Here is a 23,625-nt window from a genome sequence, read left to right on the forward strand (position 1 = left end):
AAAAGAAGTGCTCATGTCCTTCCGTGACTTCTGCACTTCTTAATTCTTTACAATTTACGGGGTCTCTTTTACCCCATGTAATTCTATACCCCATAATTTGTATACCCCACCTTATTTTAGATTACCCACAAAAGCAAAGCCATACGATATAAAAAAACGAAGCCACAGGTGTGAATCACCCGATACAGCTTCGTTTTTATATACCTTACTTATTGATTTCACTGATGATGCGTTCGATTTTGTTTCCACGTTCCAAAGAGTCATCCAGCTTGAACAACAGCTCCGGTACCTTACGGATTGTCATTCGCTTCGCAAGCTCGCTGCGCAGGTAGCCCTTGCTACGTTCCAGCGCCTTCATACCGGCTTCCTCTCTTGGCTTCTGCCCTAGGAAGGATACATATATCTTCGCAATGGATAAATCATTGGTCACCGTTACATCGGTAATTGTGATGAATCCGATTTTCGGATCCTTCAGGGAAAACTGGATGATCTCCGAAATTTCCTTCTGAATGATACCTGCTATTTTTTCAGCTTTTAATGTCATGTTATCACCTTATTTTTATTCTGGCTCAACCTGCTGATCTTCATACGCCTCGACGATGTCATCCACCTTGATATCGTTGAAGTTTTCGATTGTCAGACCGCATTCATAGCCGCTGGTAACTTCCTTGGCATCGTTCTGGAACCGCTTCAGTGATCCCAGCTTGCCGGTGTAAATCACCACGCCCTCACGAATCAGACGGACACCGCATTCCTTGCGCAGACAGCCATCGGTAACCATACACCCGGCAATCGTTCCCACTTTGGAAACCTTGTAAATCTGACGCACTTCTGCCTGTCCGATAACAACCTCTTCATATACAGGAGCCAGCATACCTTTCATGGCATTTTCCATTTCTTCCAATGCCTTATAAATAATATTGTGCAGACGGATTTCAATTCCTTCCTCTTCTGCTTTTTTACGTACCAGCGCGTTCGGACGTACGTTGAAGCCGTAAATTACGGCATGGGATGCACTTGCCAGCAGAATATCGGATTCTGTTATTGCCCCCGCCTGGGAACGAATGACATTGACACGTACTCCCTGCACATCGATCTTTTCCATGCTTGCACGGACTGCTTCCGCACTCCCCTGTACATCGGCCTTAATAATCAGGTTGACCTCCTGTACTTCGCCTTCTTCGATCTGACGAGCCAGATCATCCAAAGACATCGCAGCACCGGTCGCATTCCGCTCGGAAGCAATCTTGTTATTCAGTCGCGTTTCCGCAATCTGACGGGCTTTCTTTTCATTATCGAATGCCTTGAAGATATCCCCGGCAATCGGAACATCGTTCAGACCGATGATTTCCACTGGTGTGGAAGGCAGTGCCTTCTTGATTTCACGACCGTGATCATCTGTCATCTTACGTACCTTACCGAATGCCGTACCGACAACGACAGCATCACCGGTATGCAGCGTACCACCCTGAACCAGCAGCGTAGTGACAGGACCGCGTCCCTTATCCAGCTTCGCCTCGATAACGGTTCCGGTTGCCAGCTTGTTTGGATTGGCACGGAAGTTGTACACCTCAGATACGACCAGAATGGTTTCCAGCAGGTCACTGACGCCGGTTCCAAATTTTGCAGAGATATCCGCATAAATCGTATCTCCGCCCCATTCCTCAGGCATCAGGCCAAGCTCACTCATCTCGGATACAATGCGCTCACGGTTTGCGCCGGCCTTATCAATTTTGTTCACAGCAACGATAACCGGAACACCGGCAGCCTTGGCATGGTCAACGGCCTCCTTGGTCTGCGGCATGACACCGTCATCAGCAGCAACCACGATAATAACCAAATCGGTAACCTTGGCACCCCGGGCACGCATAGCGGTAAAGGCTTCATGACCCGGTGTATCCAGGAAGGTAACCCGCTTCCCTTTTACGTTTACCTGATAGGCACCGATATGCTGGGTAATTCCACCGAATTCCCCTTCCGTAACATGTGTTTTACGGATGGTGTCCAGCAGCGTTGTCTTACCATGGTCAACATGTCCCATGATGGTAACAACCGGCGGACGGTTTTCCAGAAGTGTCTCGTCTTCCACTTCCTCCAGCTGTTCCTCAAAATCACTTTCCTCAATGATGATTTCCTTGTGTACCTCTACATTCCATTCCATGCAGACAAGCTCGATTGTCTCATCATCCAGCGTGGAGTTGATCGTAACCATTGTTCCCATCATGAACAGCAGCTTGATAACCTCACTCGCATTGCGATTCAGCTTTTCTGCCAGCTCTCCTACACTCAGCGGTCCACTGTATGTGATTTCCTTAACCTCTACACGTTCCTTCTTCGGTGTGAAATTGTTGTTGTTTCTTGATCGGTTGTTGTTATTCCCCTTCCGATTGTTATTTCCTCTTCTATGCTGTTGTCTTGCCATATAATCACCTAGCCTTTCAAGCAAGCTGCAATCTTTTCTGCAAATCCCTTGTCAAGAATTGCGATTGCTTTCCTGTTGCGATCACCGATCGCCATATTCATCAATGCTCCATCCATGTAAACACAGGGAACCTTGTAGAAGTTGCATTTATCATTCAGCTTCTTCTTCGCATTATCGCCGATATCCTCTGCCAAAATCAACAGATGGACATGACGGGCACGAAGCTGTGTATAGACACTTTCTCCGGTAGCCGTTTTTCGAGCGCGTGCCGCCAGTCCCAGCGTCCCTGCCGCATCACTCATTCGCTGAACATCTCCTTCAGCTTTTCATAAATTTCATCCGGAATTTCACATTCCAGAGAACGCGCCAGCGATTTTCTCTTCATCGCAGCTTCTAGAGCTTCCACACTGCACTTCAGATAGGCACCACGGCCGTTACGCTTTCCACTCTCATCGATTTCCACAGTTCCCTGCGGCGTACGAACGATACGGATCAGTTCTTTTTTCGGAAGACTTTCATTGGTAGCCACACATTTGCGCATCGGTATTTTCTTCATGTCGCATCTACCTCCTCACATCATTATTCTTCGTAATATTTATCGTATTCATCAAAGTCGATTTCATCATGAATCCAGTCACTTTCCTCAATCTCACGCTCTTCACGCTCGATTTCCGCAAGCTCCTCCTCAGAATAGATCGGCTTCATTTCGTAATCCTTCTTGTTCAGATCAAAGGTCGGCTTACGGCGTTCCTCTTTTTCTTCATGCTTGTCGTATTTCTTATAGCGCGGTTTTGCGGCTGCTTTGTCATCCTGCTTCGCAGATGCATCTGCCAGCGTTTCAAATTTGGAACGGTATTCCTGTTTTTCCTTCAGGTTCAGCCCCTCCTGCTTCTGCTTCTCTCTGGCGATACGTGCAGCCTTTTCCAGATCAGTTTCTTCCTGCGGCTGTACTTCCTCTATGATTTCTTCAATAGGAGTTGTCACAGCTTCTTCCTCAACAGCCGGTAAAGCGGTGGTTTCCGCCGGTTCACTGCTTTCTTCCACAAGCGGTTCACTGACAGCCTCTTCCGTTACAGCCTCCTGGAAGCTTACACCTGCATCATCCAGACTGAGTGCATCCTGTGGCTGTGCGTTTTCTTCAAAGCGCTCCATCTGCGCAGCAAGCTTGGCCTCCTGCTGACGTGCCAGGAATTCCTCGCGCTGCTTCATTGCGATTTCCTTCCAGTTGATACCTGCCGCATCGACATCGGTTTCTGCCTTGATATCGATTTTGTTTCCGGTCAGCTTTACAGCCAGCCGTGCGTTCTTTCCGCGCTTACCGATAGCCAGAGATAACTGATTGTCCGGTACAACAACAAGCAGTCCGCCCTTGCGCTCCTCACTTGGGATAACCGCCAGAACCTCAGCCGGAGACAGTGCATTTTTAATCAGCTCCGTAACATCCTCGCTCCATTCAAAAATATCGATTTTCTCTCCGCCCAGCTCATCGATAATAACCTGTACACGCTGTCCTCTTGGACCGATGCAGGCACCGATTGGATCGATGTTTTCATTGTGCGAATAGACTGCCATTTTTGTACGCTCACCCGCTTCACGCGCGATTGCCTTGATTTCAATGATTCCCTGGAAGATTTCCGGAACCTCTTTTTCAAACAGACGCTTCACCAGTGTCGCATCCCCACGGGATACCAGTACCTGTGCCCCCTTGGTTTCCTTGTTTACCTCCGTGATTACCACACGGATCATTTCACCCTCACGGTAACGCTCATTTGGTATCTGCTGATTTTTCGGCATCAGAGCCAGTGTCTTACCGATATTGACAACACAGAATTTCTCCTCGACAGATTCAATCGTCCCCATGACCATTTCCTCTACCTTATCGCAATATTCTTCATATACCACAAGCTTTTCAGCCTCACGGATTTTCTGCTTCATGACGTTCTTAGCAAGTATCACCGCTGCACGTCCCAAATCGGCAATGCTGACTTCCTCTTCCACAACACCGCCGAGCTCCAGCTCCTGATTGACACGCTTTGCGTCCTCCAAGGAGATTTCCAGCTCGTCATCCTCTACGTTTTCAACGATCAGACGCTGCTGATAGACCTTGATATCACCGGATTTTTCGTTGACATCCACGCGTACCAGCGCATCCGGTATTTCAATATGCTTACGAAATGCCTTTGCCAAAGCTTCCTGCAGGGCTTCTACAACGACTTCCTTGGAAAGCTTTCTATCGGTTTCGATGGCCTGCATCGCAGCCATAAAATCTTTTAATTTCATTTTTTATTCGCATCCTTTCTAAATTTTCACAGACAGACGGATCAGTGCGATGTTATCCATCTCGATTTCCGCCTTTTTCTTCACGGCCTTTGCCATGTAATCCAGATATACCGTATTGTTTTCAAACGCTGTCAGGGTTCCTTTTACATCATCCATGCCAGCCTTTGGATTCTTTAGCTTCACATATACAAACTCGCCGATGGCATCCCTGATCTGTTCTTCATTTTTCAATTCCCGCTCTGCGCCAGGAGAACAGACCTCCAGAAAATATTCATTGGCAATCATATCCATTTCATCCAGCATCGTGCTGATTTTTTCAGACTGTGCAGCACAGGTATCAATATCCATACTGCCGTCCTTATGCATAATCGACACCTGCAGAATGCGCATACTGCCTTCGGTATGCCAGGCAACATCATACAGCTCGATACCGTCTTCTGCCACAAGCGGAGTGATCAGTTCTTTCAGTTTTTGTATTTGATCCATAACATTCTCCTTTACAAACATAATGAAGGAGTGGGCTTGACCCACTCCGGTTGAAGTATCTGTACATAATATACCACGAAACAGGCCAAACATCAACCTTTTTTCCAAAAGGCAGAAAAAAAGCCGCATGTACGGCCTTTACTCTATTTTTCTACGATGGTTTTTCCGTTGTATTCACCACAAGAACACATTTTGTGCGGCACCTTGTACTCACCGCAAGCCGGACATTTTACTAATGTCGGTGCAGCTAATTTATAATGAGTTCTACGTTTTGCTTTTCTTGTTTTTGAATTACGTCTCTGTTGAACAGCCATGTTAGCACCTCCTACTTAATCTTCCAATTTGAATTCTTTCAACTTTGCTAAACGAGGATCGATTTCTTTGCTTTTTTCTTTTATGTAATCTTCCTCTTTGACAACTTCCCAACCGTCACCTTTAGGATACTGTGTCAGTCCTTCTTTTACAATTTTCAGAGGAACCTCCATCACTATCAATTGAAAGATCACCGGCAATAACTCTACGACATCACCTTTAACTTCGTGTACATCTTCGTCATCTGTCTTTTCAAAAGAGAACACTTCTAAAGATTTTGTATGGAAATCATATTCTACATCCTCAAGGGTTATAGAACACGGTACTATCATCACGCCTTCAATATCCAGATCCGCAAATACGCGTTCACTGGAAGCCTCGTAATGAACATTCCCTGATACCGTAACATCCTGCAATCCTCTGATCTGATGCATCTTAGAAAATACCTCGGGCTCAAATCGGATCATTTCGTCAAATTCGATCGTTGCATCCTTCGCCTGCAGCAGTTCCATTCTGGACCATTTCAAAAGAATCACCTCGTTGTCTGACCTATCCTATTATAAGGAAAATCTGCGACAAAGTCAACACCATCTTCTCTTCCATAGGCTAGCTTATATATTAAACCACAAAACAGGAGGAATGAAAAGTATTTTTTTCATTTTTCTTTTCATTTCCGGGATTTTACGCATTTTTTTCTTCCACCTTCAAAAGAAACGCAGAAACATCGTCATATACAAGCATATGATCCGGTTCATTCAATATTTCATGGCGCATGCCGTCAAACAGTCTGGCACTGACATCGCTGTAGCCGATTTCACGCAGAAGACCGCCTGCCTCCTGAAGTTTTTCACGACTGATGATACAGGGGTCCTCACTGCCGGCGATAAAGCGAATTGGCAATGTCCTGTTGCGCAGCGACCAGTTTTTGCGTGTATAGACGTCCTGCATCAGGGAAAAGAGATTTTCAAACCCGTTGAGGGTGAAGGTATAGCCGCAAAGCGGATCACGGTCATAGGCACGCACAACCTCCATGTCCGAGCACAGCCATACATTGTCGCTGCCTTCCTCTGCAAAGCCATCACAATTTTTGCCGAATGCCATCTTCTGTATAAGCGGACTGCGATAGTGTGCCCCCTTTATACTCATCATAAGCTTACACAGCAGCTTCCCTGCACCGGCAGCCGGATTTTTGCTGGGACTGCCGCAGACAATCAGTGCATCAATGGTATCATCATAGCGTTTCAGATAGGCTCGTACAGCCAGCGAGCCCATGCTGTGTCCAAACATATAGATTTTCAAGGACGGGTACTCCTTGTGCAGCTGTGCATTCAGCTGGCGGATATCTTCTATCAGAGCCGCAGCACCCGTGGTACGCATGTAGCCCAGATCAGCTTCCTCGCGAATGCTTTTTCCATGACCGCGATGATCATGCAGCACACACAGATATCCCAGCTCTCCAAGATATTGCATAAAATCCGTATACCGCTCCTTGTGCTCCGCCATGCCGTGCACCAGCTGGATGATTGCGCGGGGTGTGCAGGAGGGGATGCAGCGAAGCACGGATATCTCCAGCGCATCCGCATCGCTGATAAAGCTGTATTCCTGTAATGTTGTCGTCATTGTGCTCACTTCCTTATACCTGCATTGTATCATACTTGTGTCACTTTCAACAGCATTGCCTGCAGCTTTTTGACAAAGCCGTAAATGTGTCAAAAGCAGGAGCTAGCGGTAGTCATACACCAATCGCTATGGTATACTGAAAGACAGCAGGAGGTGATACAATGCGAAGCTGTGGAATTGTAACGGAATACAATCCGTTCCATAACGGACATCGCTACCACATCGAGCAGGCGCGCAGGATTTCCGGCTGTGATGCCCTGCTTGCGGTCATGTCCGGAAATTTTGTTCAGCGAGGCGAATGCGCCATCGTTGATAAATGGACACGGGCAAAGGCGGCGATCCAGGCAGGATGCGATCTGGTGATCGAGCTGCCCTACCCCTATGTTGTGCAGCGCTCGGATATCTTCGCAAAACAGGCAGTGGAGCTGCTGAAGCTGGCCGGGATTGCTACACTGGTCTTCGGCAGTGAAACAACAGACATGCAGCAGCTTCATCGACTGGCGGATACCTCCTATGAGCACTATCAGGAGCAGAGAAAAAACGGTATCTCTATGGCCAAAACACTGGAAATGGTACATGGACGTGTTGCCAGCAATGACATTCTGGGAATGGCTTATCTTCGTGCACTGAAAAACAGTGCAATTCAGCCCATCGCCATACAGCGCACCAATGGCTACCACGATGAGGACATTCAGCATGCCATCAGCTCTGCGACTGCCATACGCAGAGCCGTTAAGGAGAAAAAGCCGATCAGCCATACCACACCCATGGCAGAGGATTTGCGGGAAGGGGTTTTCATGGAGGACTACTATCCCTATTTGCAGACGCTGCTGCTGAGCACACCGGTAGATCAGTTGAAGAAGCGTTTCCTTGTGGATGAGGGTATGGAGCATATGCTGCAAGGCAATGCCCGCAAACACATGGACTATGCCTCCTTTTTACAGGCATGCATCACACAGCGTTATCCACGCAGCAGTATCCAGCGAAGTCTCACCCATATTCTAACGCATACGGATAAACAGGAAATCGATCATCTGTCACCCTGTACCTTTTTAAGGATTCTGGCCTTCAATGATACCGGAAGAGCGTATTTGCGTGAGCTGAAGCAAAAGGAAATCACGATTGCCTCCACCTTCCATCAGATTCCCAAAGCACATCGGGAAATTTTTCTGCGAACAACTGCCGCATACGCCTACGCCTTCCCGTTATCCAAACGAAAGCAAGTCATCGACAGCGAGCTGCGCAGTCCCATGTATATAGCATCATGACAGGACTGCTTACACTTGTGCTGCTTGTGGTTGCAGCAAATCTTATTCTGTATCACTATTTCCCTACCCCGCCAAAGCCGCAGAGTAATCGAGTATACGATGTGGCGATTGTCCTGGGAAGTCCGGCAGAGGAGGATGGCAGTCTTTCCCGTGTACAGAAAACACGGATGGATGCGGCAATAACATTGTATAAAGAAAAAAAGGTGCGCTGTATCCTCATCAGCGGCGGCAGTGTGCGAAACACTTACACAGAAGCGGATATCATGGCGTCATATGCAAGCAAATGCGGCATACCAAGCAAAGCGCTTCATCTGGAACGTCAGGCAAAAAACACCTATGAGAATCTGTTGTATGCAAAGGCGTTATGCGATACACATGCATGGAAGCACGTCATTGTTGTGACCAGCTGCTTTCATGTGCGCAGAGCCAGCTACATGGTACGAAAGTTCTTCGATGCCTACGCGATGCAGAAAACCGCTGAAAAGGAAACATGCAGGCATTATATAACGGAATATTTTCGTATGTGGAACAGTCTTCGCTGTGAAGTGATGCTATACAGAAAAAGAAAGCACTGAACCCTTTATACAATCATCCATAGGATAAGCAAGTGCTATTTCACTCATGCGCACATAAGAAAAAAAGACTCCCAAAATAATGCGGAGTCTTTTTCTATATGCATCCTGCGATGCAGTTCATCGTTAAATCAAACAATATCATCAGTCGCAACACCATGTGCAAGGATGGCGTGTATGCCATCCTCAAGCTAAATTCGCCCGCTAGAAGCTTCCACTAAGCAAGTAGAAAGAACAATAGGTCACAGACCTTTTCCTTTTTTCTAATATATGCTGCACGAAACACAGTCCTCCATCGCCTGTGATTCAAATCACCACGACTTATCAACCCGCACATCTATATGCCTGTTCAAGATATTCCCTTTCCTTGATATGATACTGCTCGATGATCGGCTGCCCATTCACATACTTCCACCTTTGAATAAATGTCGGCTTCATGCGCAATAGTCTTTCCTCTTCTAAATGGGAATACGCTTCATATGAAGATGAATAGTGATGTTTAAAGCGCGAACAGAATTCCTCATTATCCAAAGGGTGTCCAATGTCTTCGCATATCCCTTCGATTTGGATGGAACCGATACATAAAGCAACCTGCGGATTTTCTCTAATATCCTGATATTTACGAAATGTCTTATCCGTTTGAACATAAAAAATATGATCCTTTATAAGAACACTCATCATTCTTGCGGATACCCGATTAGATCGGCTTGTCGCCAAGACGCTTTCAGCATGATCCCCGATTCGTTCAAATAGTTCATTTAATTTTTCTTCATAGGTATTTTTCATTTTTTTTATTTTATCCTTCCGCCATGGTATAGCCCTTCATATATTTTGCGTGAGCAATCATAGATTTCTTCCGTTCCCTGAAAGTCATTGCTGTCACCGCTCATTCTGGAAAGATATGTGTAATCACCTCTTGCATAAATTTCAGGGCCACGAAAGGGCCTTTGTTCATCAACCTGCAGTAAAGCCTCCTTTAAAAAATCTCCGTTAAAATGATCGTTCAGAACCTTGCCACAATAATTCATGATCCAGCATATATGATTGCTTTCATACACCTTCTCTTGTCCTGAAAAACATAAGCTTCCATAGAACGTATCATAATATTGATATGTATCCTCGTGGTAAGCATATTCATGGGCGTCGATTTCCGCAGCTTCGATTTTGTTTGATTTTGCCGCATACGTTGATTTTTTGGCTTTGACAAGAAAGTGAATGAGGTGATTTGTATCAACCTTTTGACCCTCTTCCGCAAAGCAATCATCTTCCTTGATAAGGCGATCTATCGTGATACCAAAAATACGGGATAAATCAATGAGATATTCCAATCCGGGCGAAATTATTCCTTTCTCCCATTTGGTGATTGTCTGTCTGGAAACACACAGCTTTTCAGCCAGCTCTTCCTGTGTAAGCATATTCTTTTTTCTGTAATACAAAATTTTATCATTATACATTTCATCAACTCCCTGCACAATCATAGCATTGTTTTTTATATGAAACCAGCACCTGATGTTTCCATTTCTGCTACTTTTACGACACGACCGCCTGCAGGATGACAGCAATAACCTGCATTCCCATAAAAACAGTGTGGTTGGATAGAGAAAAAGGAACGCCCTTATGTACGTTCCATCTAGAGGTGCTTCTTTACTGTATCCCTTAACAAAAGCTATCCGATGTATCTTGATGCCAATGAGTATTATGCTGCTTTTTCAAATGGATAAATATACAGTGCCGTTGTGTAATCCGGATGAAACCGCCCTGTTTTATACAGCTGAAATCCGTTTCGCTCATACATCCCTCGAAGCTTGTCCTTGTGCTCCCGCACATCCAGACGCACGTCGGGATAGCCTTCCCTGCGTCCCTTTTCTATGAAATATTGAATCATGGCATCCGCATATCCGTTTCCACTATACGCCGGGTCCACACAGATTTTATGCAGATACAGCGATGTCCCCTTTTCCATGTCCGGCCAGTACAAAGCATCCTCATCCACGATGAACAAACCGCAAACCACCTTCTCATTTACGGTTCCTACATAATACTCCGCAATCGTATACAGCCTTGAAAACGCTGCCCAGTTCACCTCATCCAGCTTCCATTGATGGATGCCGTGTGCATCGTTATAACGCACCCTTCTCTCATACATCGCCTCAATCGCCGGCTTGTCTGCTTCTCTTGCCTGTCGTATGTGCAGCATAGCCTCCTCCTTCCTTTCAAAAAGACCTTCCAGGAAGGTCTTACTGTATCACTCGTTCGACGGATTTCACACTGTTCACCTTTTGCAGATTCGCCATCAAGCTGCGCAGATGCTCAGAATTTTCTACAACCACCGTCATTTTCGTCGTTGCGGATATCCGGTCCTCCTCCACTGTGGAATCCACGTGCTGCAGACCGGCCTTGCATTGGGACACGACCGTTACAATATCACTCAGCAGGAAATTGCGATCCGTGGATTTGACAATCAGCTTAACCTCATAGGTCTTCTGCTCGATATTCTCATCCCACTCCACCGGAATCAGCCGCTGTTTTTCATTTATAATATTCGGACAGTCGGCACGATGCACCTTAACACCTGCCCCCTTGGTAATATAACCGATAATTTCATCCCCCGGAACCGGAGCACAGCATGCCGCAAGACTGATTTTCATCGACTCGATGCCGGCAATACGGATACCGGTTGCGGACGGCTTCTTCTTGCGCTCCTGACGGTTAAACATCTTTGCCAGCTCTTCATTATCCAGCGGAACACTGGTCTTATGCTTCACCAGACGGTCGATGACCGATGGCAGCGATACCTGCTTCACACCGATTGCATACATCAGATCCTGATAGGAATTGAAGCTTAGGGAGCCGGCAATGCTTTCCAGCTTTTTCTGTTCGGTATACGTATCCGCATCCAGATTCCGCCGTTTCAGTTCCTCGACGAGCAGCTCCTCACCCTTTTTGATATCCATGCTGCGGCGTTCGCTTTCCTGCTTCTGGAAAAAGGAGCGGATCTTGTTTCTGGCATGTGCCGATTTTACGACCTTGATCCAGTCTTCACTTGGTCCCGGCGACTGCTTGGAGGTACGGATGTTGACAACATCTCCCGTTTTCAGCTTTGTATTCAATGGCATGAGAACACCGTTGATCGTCGCACCTACGGTATGATGTCCGACCTCGGTATGCACACGATAGGCAAAATCGATCGGAGTGGAGCCATTGGGCAGCGCAATCACCTTTCCCTTCGGTGTCATGACATACACATTTGCTTCAAAAATATCCTTTTGCAGCAGATTCATGTATTCCATGGCATCATCATTGACCTCATCGCTCATGACACTGAAATCCTTGAACCAGTGCAGCTGTTCCTCGATTTCCTTCTGATGCACCTCGCGTCCGCCATTGATGTTTTCCTTATAGCGCCAGTGCGCCGCGATACCCTGTTCGGCAACGGCATCCATCGCTTCGGTACGAATCTGCACCTCAAAAATGTTGCCATCCTCCGCAACGATCGTTGTATGCAAGGACTGGTACATATTCACCTTCGGCATAGCGATATAATCCTTGAAGCGTCCCGGAATCGGACGGTACTTCGCATGGATATAGCCCAGTGTTTCATAGCAGGCCGTATCGGAATCCGTGATAATACGGATTGCCAGCAGATCGAGAATTTCCTCAAACCGCTTGTTTTTCGTCATCATTTTTTTATAGATGCTGTACAAATGCTTGCTTCTTCCAAAAATGCGATAGCCGATATGATGAGCATCCAGCAAAGAGCTAATATCGGCAATCATGCGCTGTACCTGCTCATCACGCTCTGTCTTGCGCTTTTCTACAAGCTTTGCAATCTCATAATACTTTTCCTTGTTCAAATACTGAAAGCACAGATCCTCCAGCTCGTTCTTGATATCACTGATACCAAGACGGTGTGCAATCGGGGCATAGACCTCCAGTGTTTCAGAGGCTATTTTCTTCTGCTTTTCCGGACGCATATATTGCAGTGTCCGCATATTATGCAGGCGGTCTGCCAGCTTGATCAGTATGACTCTAACATCCTTTGCCATAGCAATAAATATCTTACGATGATTGCTGGCGAGATATTCCTTTTCATCCTTGAATTTCAGCGCACCGATTTTTGTGACAGATTCAACCAGAGAGGCGACTTCCTCACCGAACATGTCACTCATTTCCTGAATGGTAACATCGCAGTCCTCCACAACATCATGCAGAAAGCCTGCCGCAATCGTCTTTGGTCCAGTACGAAGCATGGTCAGTATATAGCCCACCTGTATCGCATGAATAATATACGGCTCTCCGCTTTTGCGGTACTGTCCCGTATGATTCTTCTCTGCACACAGATATGCTCTCGTGATCAGATCGATATTTTCTTCTTTTTTGATATATTTTCTGACCTCAACCATCATTTCATCAAAGGTCACGACATTCTTACTTACCATAGTATCACCCGCATTCAAGAAAAGGGGAAGCTCCCCTTTGTTTTTATTATTCGTAAGACATTAAGGAAAATACATTAAAATCCTTCAGATGCTCCCGGCCCTTTAAGCCCGCAAGCTCAATCAGAAATGCACAGCCGGCAACCTCTCCGCCCAGCTCCTGTACAATTTGTATGGTCGCATCCACGGTACCGCCGGTAGCCAGAAGATCATCCACGATCAGCACCCGCTGCCCTTTTTTGATGCCGTCCCTGTGAACGTGCAGCTCATTGCTTCCGTATTCCAGATCATAGGATACGCTTACGGTTTCTCTCGGCAGCTTCCCCGGCTTGCGTACCGGTACAAATCCGATTCCCAGCTCATAGGCAACCGGACAGCCGAAGATAAAGCCACGGGATTCCGGACCGACGATGACCTCCGCCTGAACGGATCTGGCAAAGTCAATGACCTTATCACAGGCCTCCTGAAACGCCTTCCCATCCGCCATCAGCGGCGTAATATCGCGAAACAAAACCCCCTCCTGAGGAAAATCAGGAATACTGGCAATATAATCTTTAAAATTCATGTGTGTAGCCTCCTAGCACTTATGCATGTATTATATCAAATTCTTTCTGAAAAAGCATTAACTAATACGCTTCTGTTACAAAAATATTCACTTTTTTTCTGCCCATAAAGGAATTTATTCGTAGATTTCCAATGAAATTTACATTGTTTTTCTCATGCAGGCGTTCATATGCGTTGCCACAGCGAAAATACATCGCTTCAAGGCTGTCACTCAGTGTCCATTTCGCATGCTCCCGGTTGCCCAGCAAACGACACCCCTGCACGCTTGCTTCCTCCAGATAAAACAGCGGTTCTTCAAAGCCGCAGCCAAACGGTCCCAGCACAGACAGGCTCTCCACCTCTGCCAGTGTAGCCTCCTGAACATGGATGGGAATCACGCTGTAGCTCTTTTCCTGTTGAAAATGAATTCCCTCCATACGGGTATTGACATAGTCCTGCACGATTTGCTTATTCTCGTAAGGAAACCCGATACCGGCAGCCGCCTTGTGTCCACCATAGGCCGAAAGCGAAGGTCGGCAGGCATCAAAAAAGGTTGTCAGATCCAGCAGGTCGAGTGAGCGGATACTGCCCTTGAACATCTGCTCACGCTGAGCAGCGACCATGACCGGAAGCTGCAGCTCCTCACTGAGCTTCCCCGCCACAAGCCCGGCCATACCTTCATGAAAGGACTCATGAAACAGCAGCTGAAACCGATATTCCGGCCGCACCAGCGTGCGTGCCACCTTGACCATGTCATCGCTCATCGTTTTCCGACGATCATTCAGCTCCCGTATCTGCTTTGCCATATGCTGCAGCTGCTCCAGACTCGTACTCAGCAGATACCGCACGGTATTGTTGGCATTCGCGATATCCGCAAGCCGTCCCGTCGTATTCAGCTTTGGTACGATCTGAAAAGCAATCAGCGTTTCATCCCATTTCGGATACCGGTCATTGGCCAGCAGCTGAATCGGCGGACAGATACCCTGACGAAGGTATTGCAGTCCAAGCTGCACGATTGCCCTTGTTTCCTGACGAAGCGGCATCACATCGGCAATGGCGGCAACACAGGCCAGCACCACATGCTCCTTTACCTCTCCCAGCAGTGCACGGGAAATCTCCAGCGCAACGCCGGCTCCGGACAATGTTTCAAAGCGCTCTCCCATCAGAAACGGATGCAGCAGATACAGACAGGGAAATTCCTCATCCATGGCATGATGATCCGTAACGATCACATCCACCCCTCTGTTTCTTGCCTCCGCGAGTGCATCCAGCGCCTTGACACCGTTATCAACGGTGATCAGCAGGCTGTACCCCTTTTCATGTGCCAGTTCTACTGTATGCTTCTGCAGACCATAGCCCTCTGCAAAGCGGTTCGGTATATAAAATCCGGCCTGTATGCCATAGCGGCGCAACGCATCCACGAGAATCGCCGTGGAGCAAATCCCATCCGCATCATAATCTCCGCATACCATGACGCGCTCCTTGTTCTGCTTCGCCTGATAGATACGCTTTGCGACCTCCTGCATTCCGTTTGCGGTAAACGGATCTGCCAGCTGCGGCTTCTGCAATAGCTCCGCTATCTGTTCATCCTTTAGACCTCTGGATGCCAGCACCTTAGCGCACAAGGCACTCACATGATGCGTTTCCTGTATCTGTTTCGAGCGTTCGCTCTGTAATTTATGTATTTGCATGTTTATCACCGTGAAATATCATACCACACTTTTCCTCCTTTTGCCTCAAGAATGCAAAAGAGATATCTGTGAGTCAGATATCTCCCTTGTTTTAATAGTCGTTCATGCCTGGAATGATCATTTCCTCCAGCTCATCCTTTTTCTTCTTATGCTTCTTTTTTACATGCTTTTTCGGATCCTGATGGATACGAATCTGATACCACAGCTGGGCTGCGACAAACAGAGAGCTTCCCGCACCACAGGCGATACCGATGAACAGAGCCAGACAGAAGATACGAATCGCACTGCTTCCAAAGAACAGCAGACAGACAACCGGCAGAATCGTTGTCAGCGTAGAGAGAATGGATCTTGTTGCCGTTCTCTGCAGCGCTTCATTTACGATTTCACGATATTCCTCTTTCGACGTTGTCGCAAGCTTGCGTCCCTTCATCTCATCACGGATACGGTCAAAGACAACGATCGAGTTGTTAATGGAATATCCGATCACCGTCAGCAGCACGGCGATGATTTCCGTATTGACCTCCAGACGGAAAATCGCACAGGCCGCAAGCACGAAGAAGACATCATGAATCAGTCCGACAATACCGCTGATCGCATAATCCCACTTAAAGCGGATGGAAATATAAATCAGAACACCGATCCATGCCAGAATGGAAATCAGAATTGCACTGCGCACCAGCTCCTGCCCGATCACCGGGGTTACCACGTTGTCATTGACATCGTGCTGATAGGTTTTTTTCAGTCCTGCCTTCACGGTATCCATCTTTTGTTCATCAATGGCATCCTTCACAAAGACATTTGCCACATTATCCTTTTCCCCGTTGATTTTAATACTGCTTGCATTGATTCCCAGACGCTTCAGCTGATCATTCAGCTTATCCTTGGAAATCGCCGTATCACTTTGTACCGTCAGCTTGGTTCCGCTGGTAAAATCAATACCCCAGTTCAGAATGCCATTGCCCTTCATACCCTGGAATGTCATACATCCCACACCGATGACAAGCACCGTCACAGAAGCGATGATAAAGAATTTTGCATTTTTAACAAAATCGAAATTCTTGAAGAAGCCGAAATAGAAGCGCTCCTGCCCCTTGCTTACATCCGGTACATGAGCCTTCTTCACACCGAACCAGCTCAGCTTGTCATTCAGCCATCCGCTGCCAACCAGAAGAGAAAGCAGGAATTTTGTAACGAAGACAATCAGGATGATGGTGGAAATCGTAGAGACGATCAGCATGGTCGCAAAGCCCTTCACACTTCCTGTACCCATCATATACAGAATCAGCGCACAGATAAAGGTTGTGACCTGCGCATCGAAAATCGTAATAAAGGACTTGGAGCTTCCCTCATAAAAGGCGGTTTTTACACTTCGTCCGGAATACAGCGCGTCCTTGATTCGCTCAAATGTCAGAATATTGGAATCGGCAGCCATACCGACACCAAGCACGAGAGCCGCAATACCCGACAGGGTAAAGACCGCGCCCATGGCATTATAGATGAGGAACACGATAAAGACATAGGTTGCCAGCGTGACTGCGGAAATCAGACCCGGCAGACGATAGTACAGAATCATAAACAGCATGATCAGCGCGATACCGATGCCGCCTGCCAGCATGGTTTCACTGAAGGCGTTGATACCGTAATCGGCAGTCACCGCATTGCTGTATTTCTCACTCATTTTTACAGGCAGCGAACCGGAATTGATCAGATCCTTCAGCTCGGTTGCCTCCTCCTTGGTGAAGCTTCCGCTAATTTGCGCACTGGTGGAATTGATTCCCTCACTCACCGTTGCAGCAGAAATGAATTTTGGATTTTTCTGTTCCTTTTCCTTGGCATAGGAATCGGTATCCGGATCAAAATCCAGCCAGGCAACCATCAGATTGTTGCCGCTTCCCATCTGGGAAACCTTCTGTGTTACTTCATAAAACTTCTTCTGATCAGACAACTTCAGGCTGACGATCGGCTTGCCGTAATTGTCGTACATCACACTGGCTCCGCCTTCCTGCAAAACGGTGGAATCCATCAGCAGGTTGTCATTTACATCGCGGAATGTCAGATTGGCGGTTGAAGAGATGACTCTTCTTGCCTGATCGGCATTTTTCACACCGGCGAGCTGCACACGGATACGATTGTCGCCTTCCACTGTGATTTCCGGTTCATTGACACCCAGAACATCGACACGTTTTTCTACTGATTTTGCGACAGCCGTCATGGAAGGAAGCTTCTTGCCCTCCAGCGGACTCACTTCATACAGGATTTCAAAGCCACCCTGTAAATCCAGCCCCAGCTTCATATTCTTGCGAACGGACGGGGTGCAGGTCACAATCAGTGTCAGTATGGTCAACACGGTTATCACAAAGACCACGAGACGTGATTTCTTCATTGTTTATCTCCTCCAAATAAATCATCAAAGTCGTTGAGGTTCATACGGGAGCCCATAATCACGGCCTGCGTAGACAAATAGGCCACCACATCACTGGCGCTGAGCTGCTGGATATCCTCTACCGCCTCATGGATGCTTCCAGGCTTGCGAAAGCGCCAATGCTCCTTCAACGAGCTTTCTACATGCTGATATGTCAAGGAAGATAACTCTTCTCGTTTCAACTGATTTGTTTTCAAAGCAATAGCAAGTTTTATGTATTTATCTTTGATTTCACTTTGACCACTCATAAGCTCCTCCTTAATATCATAAACATTATTATAGCTTCAATTATGAATGAAAGCAATGTATTTTTTTATCCCGAATCTGCACTTTGTTTCTAAAAATCATTACATCGCCAATTTTTTTCATGATCTGCAAGCTGGATTGGAGTGATTTATTTGAAGAAAACCGTACTGCAGTCTACTATGATTCTGGTGATAGTTTCCGTGATTGCCAAGGCTCTTTCTTTCATCGTGCGCATCATGCTTGCCAGAACCCTGAGCCCCTCGGCCATGAATTACTATACACTGGCAGCACCGACCATGGTCTTTTTCATTACCCTGGCACAGATGGGGATTCCCGGTGCCTTATCCAAGGTGATCGCGCAAAGCGACCATCCGCATCAGCCGCTAAAGGTCAGTGTGATTCTGTCCCTGTTGAATAACGCTGTCATTATTTTGACCTTTCTGCTCGTACTCCCCTTTCTGGCAACCTACATCCTCAAGCAGAAGGAAATTCTGCCCGTCCTGTATGCCATCATACCGCTGATTCCACTGGTATCGCTGTCCGGTATCCTGAAAGGATATCTGTTCGGTCTGCAGCACCACGTGCAGGCAACCTCCTCCCAGCTGTTTGAAGAGGGCAGCCGCATCCTGTTTCTGTTTGTGGTATTCTACCTGCACCCCTTTACCGACGCAATCACCATGGCCCGTATTGCGATGCTGTCTGTCAGTGTTGGTGAGGCCTGCAGCGCTTTGTTTATGCTCATCTCCCTGCGCAGACAAAAAAGAACCCTTTCCAGGATTCCGCGGTTGTTCAGCGATTTGAACCGCCGTCAGTTTGATGAGGTGCTGATGGTATCCATACCGATGACAGGAAGCCGCCTCATTGGCTCCCTTACCTATTTCATGGAGCCGATCGTTATGGTGCTGGGGCTTGGTACGGCAGCATCCGCCGCCATGGTAGGCGCCTATGGACAGCTCAACGGCTATGTATTGCCCATCATTACCATGCCAAGCTTCATCACCGTAACACTGAGTAATTTTCTGCTGCCATCCTTCACCTATTCCTATTCCAGAGGGTACTACGATCATGCACGCCGTCTGTTTTCGATGATCATCGGCTGCTGCTTTCTGGTCGGTCTGGGCTGCAGTGTGATCTGTTACCTGTTTCCGGAACAGCTGCTTTATCTGTTTTACCATAACACCCACGGTGCCCTGCTGCTCAAGCAGCTGGCCATCCCGTTTGCTTTGTATTCCCTGCAGCCTCCCCTGTCCAGCATGCTCCATGCCTTATCCTTAAGCAAGCAGACCGTTGCGGACACCCTGAGCGGCTCTCTGGTACGGATTTTATGTGTTCTGTTTCTGACCAGAACCTGCATGGAGGCCTCCTTGCCCATTGCACTGACAGCCGGGATGCTCATTACAACCACCATGCACGCCGTACGCCTGTTCATCGCCTTTAAAAACAATTAGAAAAAGGTATCCTTGGAATTCATTTCCTTCTTGATGACAAACATCCCGTTATTTTGATAGATACACAAAAACACATCATCCACACTATCCACGCCCTCCTTTTGCAGGGCGTTTTTCAGCCATTCCTCATCCCGTGACAAATCCTGCAGCGCCTTTTTGTTGATTGTCCCATCGCTGATGAGAGGATCGGGGTGCTTCACCTTGCATTTGTTTTTCGGCAGAATGGAGAGCTGTCCGTTATTCTCCAGCACCGCAAAGGCAACCTCATCCGGTGTACACAGATCCTTGCTGCGAATCTGAGACATCAGATCGTCAATGTTGTAGCGCTCCCTTTTCATGATGCTCTGATTGATATGTCCGTTATGAATCAGAATCGCATTCTTACCATCAAAAATATCTCTGGTCTTTTTGCTTTTCAAAAGCACCCAGGATATCACAATCTGTAAAAATGCCAGCGTGAAAATTGGAACAAGTGACTTCAGAATGCTTTCATGCGTATCCGTGATGGAGATTGCCAGCAGCTCACTCATAACAAGGTAAATAACGATATCAAAGACAGAAAGCTCGCCGACTTCCCGCTTCCCCATGATGCGAAGGGCAAAGATTATCACGAAATATACGATAAAGCACTTGACCATCAGATTTATATATTCCTGCATTAAACCATCCTTTCCTGCATAGTTTGTACGTGAATTTCATACAGTAGACTGAGGTGACCACTTATGAAATTCAAACTACAGACCTATGTGCGCTCCGTAGCCGTACTGCTTGCGCTCACATTGTTATTCTCTCTTGTATTTGCTGCTTTATACTATTTTCATGCAGTATCGACTTCGACTTTTCACATTATGAACTGGATTGGCGGCATCATCGCCTATGGCGTCGGCGGAGCATTGCTAGGCATAGGCGTAAATAAAAAAGCGCTGTTTCATGCGCTTCCTGTTGCTGTTGTATTTTTTCTGCTATCCCTGCTGCTGAGCGGCTTCTCTTTGTATGCACTGCTTGAAAACTTCAGCAAGGCACTGGTTTATATCGCAGCTGCCGTCATTGCATTCTCGCGTAAACACAAGGGATAAATCAGTCTGTATGCAGAAACAGCCCCTCCCGCAGATCATAGCCGAGATGGCGATAGGCCTTCTCCGTTACAACACGTCCGCGCGGTGTGCGGTTGATAAAGCCGATCTGCAGAAGATATGGCTCATACACATCCTCCAGCGTCATCGTTTCTTCCCCGATGCTGCTGGCCAGCGCTTCCAGACCAACCGGTCCTCCCTTGAAGCGCTCAATGATTCCCTTCAGATACTTATGGTCGACATTATCTAATCCCAGATGGTCGACCTTTAATTTATCCAGTGCCATTTCGGCAATCTGCTTACTGATGATGCCATCATTCATAACGGTCGCAAAATCACGCACACGGCGAAACAAACGATTCGCGATGCGCGGTGTGCCACGGGAGCGCAGGGCAATCTCCAGCACGGCCTCCTCCTCGATTTCCGTATCCATGACACGGGAGGTTCTGGAAATGATCTGCTGCAGCTCCGCCAGCTCATAAAATTCCAGCTGGGAAACGATACCGAAACGATCACGCAGCGGCGCCGTCAGATCACCCGCACGTGTCGTAGCCCCGACAAGCGTGAAGGGCGGCAGCTCCAGCCGAATACTTCTGGTGGTAGCGCTGTCCTTGCCGACAACGATATCGATACAATAATCCTCCATGGCAGGATACAAAATTTCCTCGACCTGCTTTGGCAGACGATGGATTTCATCAATAAACAAAACATCTCCGGGCTCCAGTGTTGACAGGATAGCTGCCAAATCCCCACCCTTTTCGATTGAGGGGCCGCTCGTCGTCTTTATACTGCCCCCCATTTCATTTGCCAGTATATAGGACAGGGTCGTTTTTCCCAGTCCGGGAGGGCCGTACAGCAAAACATGATCCAGCGCTTCATTTCGCTGCTTTGCGGCTTCAATAAACACCGACAGATTTTCCTTCAGCTGTCGCTGTCCGATATATTCACGCAGACTTTGGGGACGCAGAGATGCTTCCTCATCCATACTCTGCGATTCATTTGATAAAATTCTCTCCATTTACTAGACTCCTTTTCTCTTCGCCAGAATGCCAAGCCCCTTTCGGATATACTGATCACTCGTCATTGCTTCCAGCGTACCCAGCTCCTTTTTGATGCTGTTCAGCTCCGCATTCTTATAGCCCAGCGCCTTCAATGCTTCCAATGCATCTAGCAGCTGTTCATTTTCCTTTACTTCCAGCTCCGTAACCTCTTCCACGAGTTTCCCCTTCAAATCCAGAACAATCTGACTGGCTGTTTTCGCGCCGATGCCCGGCAATCCCTTCAGTGTTTTCACATCATTGCTTTCAATTGCCGCAATCATGTTCTTAGCAGGACAAACGCCCAGCATTCCAAGTGCCGTCTTCGGACCGACACCCTTGACACTGATCAGCTGCAAAAACAGATCATGCTCCTCCATCGTGGTAAACCCGAACAGCGTGATCGCATCCTCGCGTACATGCTGGTAGGTATATAAAATCACTTCGGCATTAAGCCGGACCGCCATCGGATTGGCAACATAGACCCGGTAGCCGATACCATTGTTTTCAATAATCAAGGAATCATTGCTGTAGCTGTGAATAACGCCCTTAATAAATGCTATCATTTTCATCACCGCACTTATTTTATCATGTCTGGACAAATAAAAACAGTGGAAATCCACCGTGTGCTTTGCCTGCATAAAAAATCATCGGAAATAAGGGATGGAAAAGGTGATATTTCACCTTTTAAAACAGTGTAATCATATTCTTTGGGAACTCTGCATGCTCGGCTGTAATAGAGCACTAAACCGCTGATACAGCTACCATCCGGTCTTTCCGTTTTCTATTAGCAAAAAAAGGCAGCAAAGCAGCAATATACAGTCTGCCTTTAAAACGGCTGCAGCTGTATTATGCTCTTATGAAGCTGATAACAACAATCAGAAAACATGCTGCTCAGAGCCTTTTTCTTCCTTATATCTTATCTTTTGTGTTATCCTTTACGTTATCTTTTATGTAACATTTTCTGCTTCGTACTATCTGTTTCCTCTTGCTTTTTGTTATACAATTCCTATAAAATAGAGAATCACTATGTACCGCCTTCATCCGAAAATATCAAAAAATTCAAAGATGGTATCAAAGGGAATCACCCGTTTGCACAGACCGTATAGAAGCGTCAAAATCAGCAGCTCCGCCGGAAGCAGACACAGCAGAAATGCGATTCCTCCATCCTGCATCCATAGCGGCAGCTTATCCAGCATGAAAAAGTATACAGCAAAATATACAACACAGCCCATGCAGATACCGGTAACCACCGTTCTGCGCTTTTTCTCATTTTGCAGCTTTTCCAAAAGGATCTGCTCCAGCCCCATCTTCCCAAGGCAAAGCACACTGATCCCATGCAGTGTCTGCGCTGAGCTTGTTATAAAAAGAATATGCTTGGTCTTATCCGGCGAACGCTTTGCACGGTCCTTTTCCAGAACGCTTTGCAAATCCTGCCCATAAACGGTGCGACAGATATAACCATAGGCAGGAAGCTGCTTCAGTGTTTCCTCCTCCCAAACATTCTCCACAAACAAAATTATCTGACGATACTGCTTTGCCAGTACCTCCATGAAATGCTCCGCCTGCGGATCCTGCAAAGCTGCAGCATCCACATAAACATACAGTTTATTTGAGAAATCCATAGTTTTCCCCTCTTTTCTTATAATTCTTATTTTTCTTATAATCATCTTAGCATAATTTCCTGTATTTTACAACTACAAAAGCGTTTAACGACTCCATGCACACGGATAGCATACAGATAAACGTACAGTCGGATATAAAAAAAG

Annotated in this window: 25 protein-coding genes; 4 read left to right on the forward strand and 21 right to left on the reverse strand. The window is 47.0% G+C overall.

Annotated elements, in window-relative coordinates; all coding sequences use genetic code 11:
- Nucleotides 1-205: 205 nt before the first annotated feature.
- The 9 genes from rbfA to NE665_RS14420 form a co-directional block, all read right to left on the reverse strand.
- Entirely contained in the window at nucleotides 206-544 is a 339-nt protein-coding gene (gene rbfA, locus NE665_RS14380; protein WP_117444087.1) for a 30S ribosome-binding factor RbfA, read from the reverse strand.
- 15 nt (nucleotides 545-559) lie between these two features.
- Nucleotides 560-2,422 carry a translation initiation factor IF-2 gene (infB, locus tag NE665_RS14385; protein ID WP_117444086.1) on the reverse strand — a complete coding sequence of 621 codons (1,863 nt, stop codon included), beginning with the start codon at nucleotides 2,420-2,422 and terminating at the stop codon, nucleotides 560-562.
- Nucleotides 2,423-2,430: 8 nt separating this feature from the next.
- Nucleotides 2,431-2,724, reverse strand: a complete 294-nt coding sequence (locus tag NE665_RS14390) for a ribosomal L7Ae/L30e/S12e/Gadd45 family protein (protein WP_117444085.1) — start codon at nucleotides 2,722-2,724, stop codon at nucleotides 2,431-2,433.
- On the reverse strand, nucleotides 2,721-2,978 hold the full coding sequence (locus tag NE665_RS14395; RefSeq protein ID WP_178759864.1) for a YlxR family protein: 258 nt from the start codon (nucleotides 2,976-2,978) through the stop codon (nucleotides 2,721-2,723). Before NE665_RS14395 ends, NE665_RS14390 begins: the two co-directional genes overlap by 4 nt.
- Nucleotides 2,979-3,001: 23 nt before the next feature.
- Nucleotides 3,002-4,702, reverse strand: coding sequence for a transcription termination factor NusA (gene nusA, locus NE665_RS14400; RefSeq protein ID WP_117444083.1), 1,701 nt, complete (start codon nucleotides 4,700-4,702; stop codon nucleotides 3,002-3,004).
- 18 nt (nucleotides 4,703-4,720) lie between these two features.
- Nucleotides 4,721-5,188 carry a ribosome maturation factor RimP gene (gene rimP, locus NE665_RS14405; RefSeq protein WP_233104699.1) on the reverse strand — a complete coding sequence of 156 codons (468 nt, stop codon included), beginning with the start codon at nucleotides 5,186-5,188 and terminating at the stop codon, nucleotides 4,721-4,723.
- Nucleotides 5,189-5,331: 143 nt separating this feature from the next.
- A complete protein-coding gene (gene rpmF, locus NE665_RS14410) occupies nucleotides 5,332-5,502 on the reverse strand; it encodes a 50S ribosomal protein L32 (RefSeq protein WP_002609214.1) in 171 nt (56 codons plus the stop codon).
- Nucleotides 5,503-5,517: 15 nt separating this feature from the next.
- On the reverse strand, nucleotides 5,518-6,027 hold the full coding sequence (locus NE665_RS14415) for a YceD family protein (protein WP_002609215.1): 510 nt from the start codon (nucleotides 6,025-6,027) through the stop codon (nucleotides 5,518-5,520).
- 154 nt (nucleotides 6,028-6,181) lie between these two features.
- Complete coding sequence (locus NE665_RS14420) at nucleotides 6,182-7,120, reverse strand: alpha/beta hydrolase (RefSeq protein WP_117444081.1); 939 nt, start codon at nucleotides 7,118-7,120, stop codon at nucleotides 6,182-6,184.
- A 161-nt stretch (nucleotides 7,121-7,281) separates the two neighbouring features.
- On the opposite strand from NE665_RS14420, the gene NE665_RS14425 reads away from it, so the two are divergent.
- Nucleotides 7,282-8,388: a nucleotidyltransferase family protein gene (locus NE665_RS14425; protein ID WP_117444080.1), complete on the forward strand. Its 1,107-nt coding sequence runs from the start codon at nucleotides 7,282-7,284 to the stop codon at nucleotides 8,386-8,388.
- The gene (locus NE665_RS14430; protein WP_117444079.1) at nucleotides 8,385-8,963 is read left to right on the forward strand and encodes a YdcF family protein; all 579 of its coding nucleotides are present in this window, start codon (nucleotides 8,385-8,387) and stop codon (nucleotides 8,961-8,963) included. Before NE665_RS14425 ends, NE665_RS14430 begins: the two co-directional genes overlap by 4 nt.
- Nucleotides 8,964-9,284: 321 nt before the next feature.
- Here NE665_RS14430 and NE665_RS14435 read toward each other — a convergent pair whose 3' ends face one another.
- The 8 genes from NE665_RS14435 to NE665_RS14470 all read right to left on the reverse strand — a co-directional run bounded on the left by NE665_RS14435 (nucleotide 9,285) and on the right by NE665_RS14470 (nucleotide 18,300).
- Nucleotides 9,285-9,746, reverse strand: coding sequence for a pyridoxamine 5'-phosphate oxidase family protein (locus NE665_RS14435; protein WP_117444078.1), 462 nt, complete (start codon nucleotides 9,744-9,746; stop codon nucleotides 9,285-9,287).
- Nucleotides 9,747-9,751: 5 nt separating this feature from the next.
- The gene (locus NE665_RS14440; protein ID WP_117444077.1) at nucleotides 9,752-10,414 is read right to left on the reverse strand and encodes a DUF5680 domain-containing protein; all 663 of its coding nucleotides are present in this window, start codon (nucleotides 10,412-10,414) and stop codon (nucleotides 9,752-9,754) included.
- A 242-nt stretch (nucleotides 10,415-10,656) separates the two neighbouring features.
- Nucleotides 10,657-11,157, reverse strand: a complete 501-nt coding sequence (locus tag NE665_RS14445) for a GNAT family N-acetyltransferase (RefSeq protein ID WP_117444076.1) — start codon at nucleotides 11,155-11,157, stop codon at nucleotides 10,657-10,659.
- Between the two features lie 40 nt (nucleotides 11,158-11,197).
- Nucleotides 11,198-13,399, reverse strand: coding sequence for a bifunctional (p)ppGpp synthetase/guanosine-3',5'-bis(diphosphate) 3'-pyrophosphohydrolase (locus NE665_RS14450; protein WP_117444075.1), 2,202 nt, complete (start codon nucleotides 13,397-13,399; stop codon nucleotides 11,198-11,200).
- A 46-nt stretch (nucleotides 13,400-13,445) separates the two neighbouring features.
- Nucleotides 13,446-13,961: an adenine phosphoribosyltransferase gene (locus NE665_RS14455; protein WP_117444074.1), complete on the reverse strand. Its 516-nt coding sequence runs from the start codon at nucleotides 13,959-13,961 to the stop codon at nucleotides 13,446-13,448.
- Nucleotides 13,962-14,022: 61 nt separating this feature from the next.
- A complete protein-coding gene (locus tag NE665_RS14460) occupies nucleotides 14,023-15,630 on the reverse strand; it encodes a DHH family phosphoesterase (RefSeq protein WP_117444073.1) in 1,608 nt (535 codons plus the stop codon).
- 91 nt (nucleotides 15,631-15,721) lie between these two features.
- On the reverse strand, nucleotides 15,722-18,013 hold the full coding sequence (gene secD / locus NE665_RS14465; protein ID WP_117444072.1) for a protein translocase subunit SecD: 2,292 nt from the start codon (nucleotides 18,011-18,013) through the stop codon (nucleotides 15,722-15,724).
- Entirely contained in the window at nucleotides 18,010-18,300 is a 291-nt protein-coding gene (locus NE665_RS14470) for a post-transcriptional regulator (protein ID WP_117444071.1), read from the reverse strand. The genes secD and NE665_RS14470 overlap by 4 nt, the downstream gene beginning before the upstream one ends.
- A 150-nt stretch (nucleotides 18,301-18,450) precedes the next feature.
- Between NE665_RS14470 and NE665_RS14475 the strand changes: the two genes are divergently transcribed.
- Nucleotides 18,451-19,746, forward strand: a complete 1,296-nt coding sequence (locus NE665_RS14475) for an oligosaccharide flippase family protein (RefSeq protein ID WP_118654756.1) — start codon at nucleotides 18,451-18,453, stop codon at nucleotides 19,744-19,746.
- On the opposite strand, the gene NE665_RS14480 is transcribed toward NE665_RS14475, so the two are convergent.
- Nucleotides 19,743-20,405, reverse strand: a complete 663-nt coding sequence (locus NE665_RS14480) for a DUF421 domain-containing protein (RefSeq protein ID WP_117444069.1) — start codon at nucleotides 20,403-20,405, stop codon at nucleotides 19,743-19,745. The two genes, NE665_RS14475 and NE665_RS14480, sit on opposite strands and share 4 nt — an antisense overlap.
- 63 nt (nucleotides 20,406-20,468) lie before the next feature.
- Between NE665_RS14480 and NE665_RS14485 the strand changes: the two genes are divergently transcribed.
- Entirely contained in the window at nucleotides 20,469-20,822 is a 354-nt protein-coding gene (locus NE665_RS14485; RefSeq protein WP_117444068.1) for a DUF3792 family protein, read from the forward strand.
- Nucleotide 20,823: 1 nt separating this feature from the next.
- Here NE665_RS14485 and ruvB read toward each other — a convergent pair whose 3' ends face one another.
- From ruvB to NE665_RS14500, 3 genes are all read right to left on the reverse strand, one after another.
- Nucleotides 20,824-21,837 (reverse strand): Holliday junction branch migration DNA helicase RuvB, encoded by a 1,014-nt coding sequence (gene ruvB, locus NE665_RS14490; protein ID WP_008817139.1) that lies wholly within the window; start codon nucleotides 21,835-21,837, stop codon nucleotides 20,824-20,826.
- A gap of 3 nt (nucleotides 21,838-21,840) precedes the next feature.
- The gene (ruvA, locus tag NE665_RS14495; RefSeq protein WP_117444088.1) at nucleotides 21,841-22,422 is read right to left on the reverse strand and encodes a Holliday junction branch migration protein RuvA; all 582 of its coding nucleotides are present in this window, start codon (nucleotides 22,420-22,422) and stop codon (nucleotides 21,841-21,843) included.
- Between the two features lie 474 nt (nucleotides 22,423-22,896).
- Entirely contained in the window at nucleotides 22,897-23,481 is a 585-nt protein-coding gene (locus NE665_RS14500) for a hypothetical protein (RefSeq protein WP_117444067.1), read from the reverse strand.
- Nucleotides 23,482-23,625: the final 144 nt, after the last annotated feature.

The organism is Clostridium sp. DFI.1.208 (assembly GCF_024463855.1).
Classification (GTDB): Bacteria; Bacillota_I; Bacilli_A; order Erysipelotrichales; family Erysipelotrichaceae; genus Clostridium_AQ.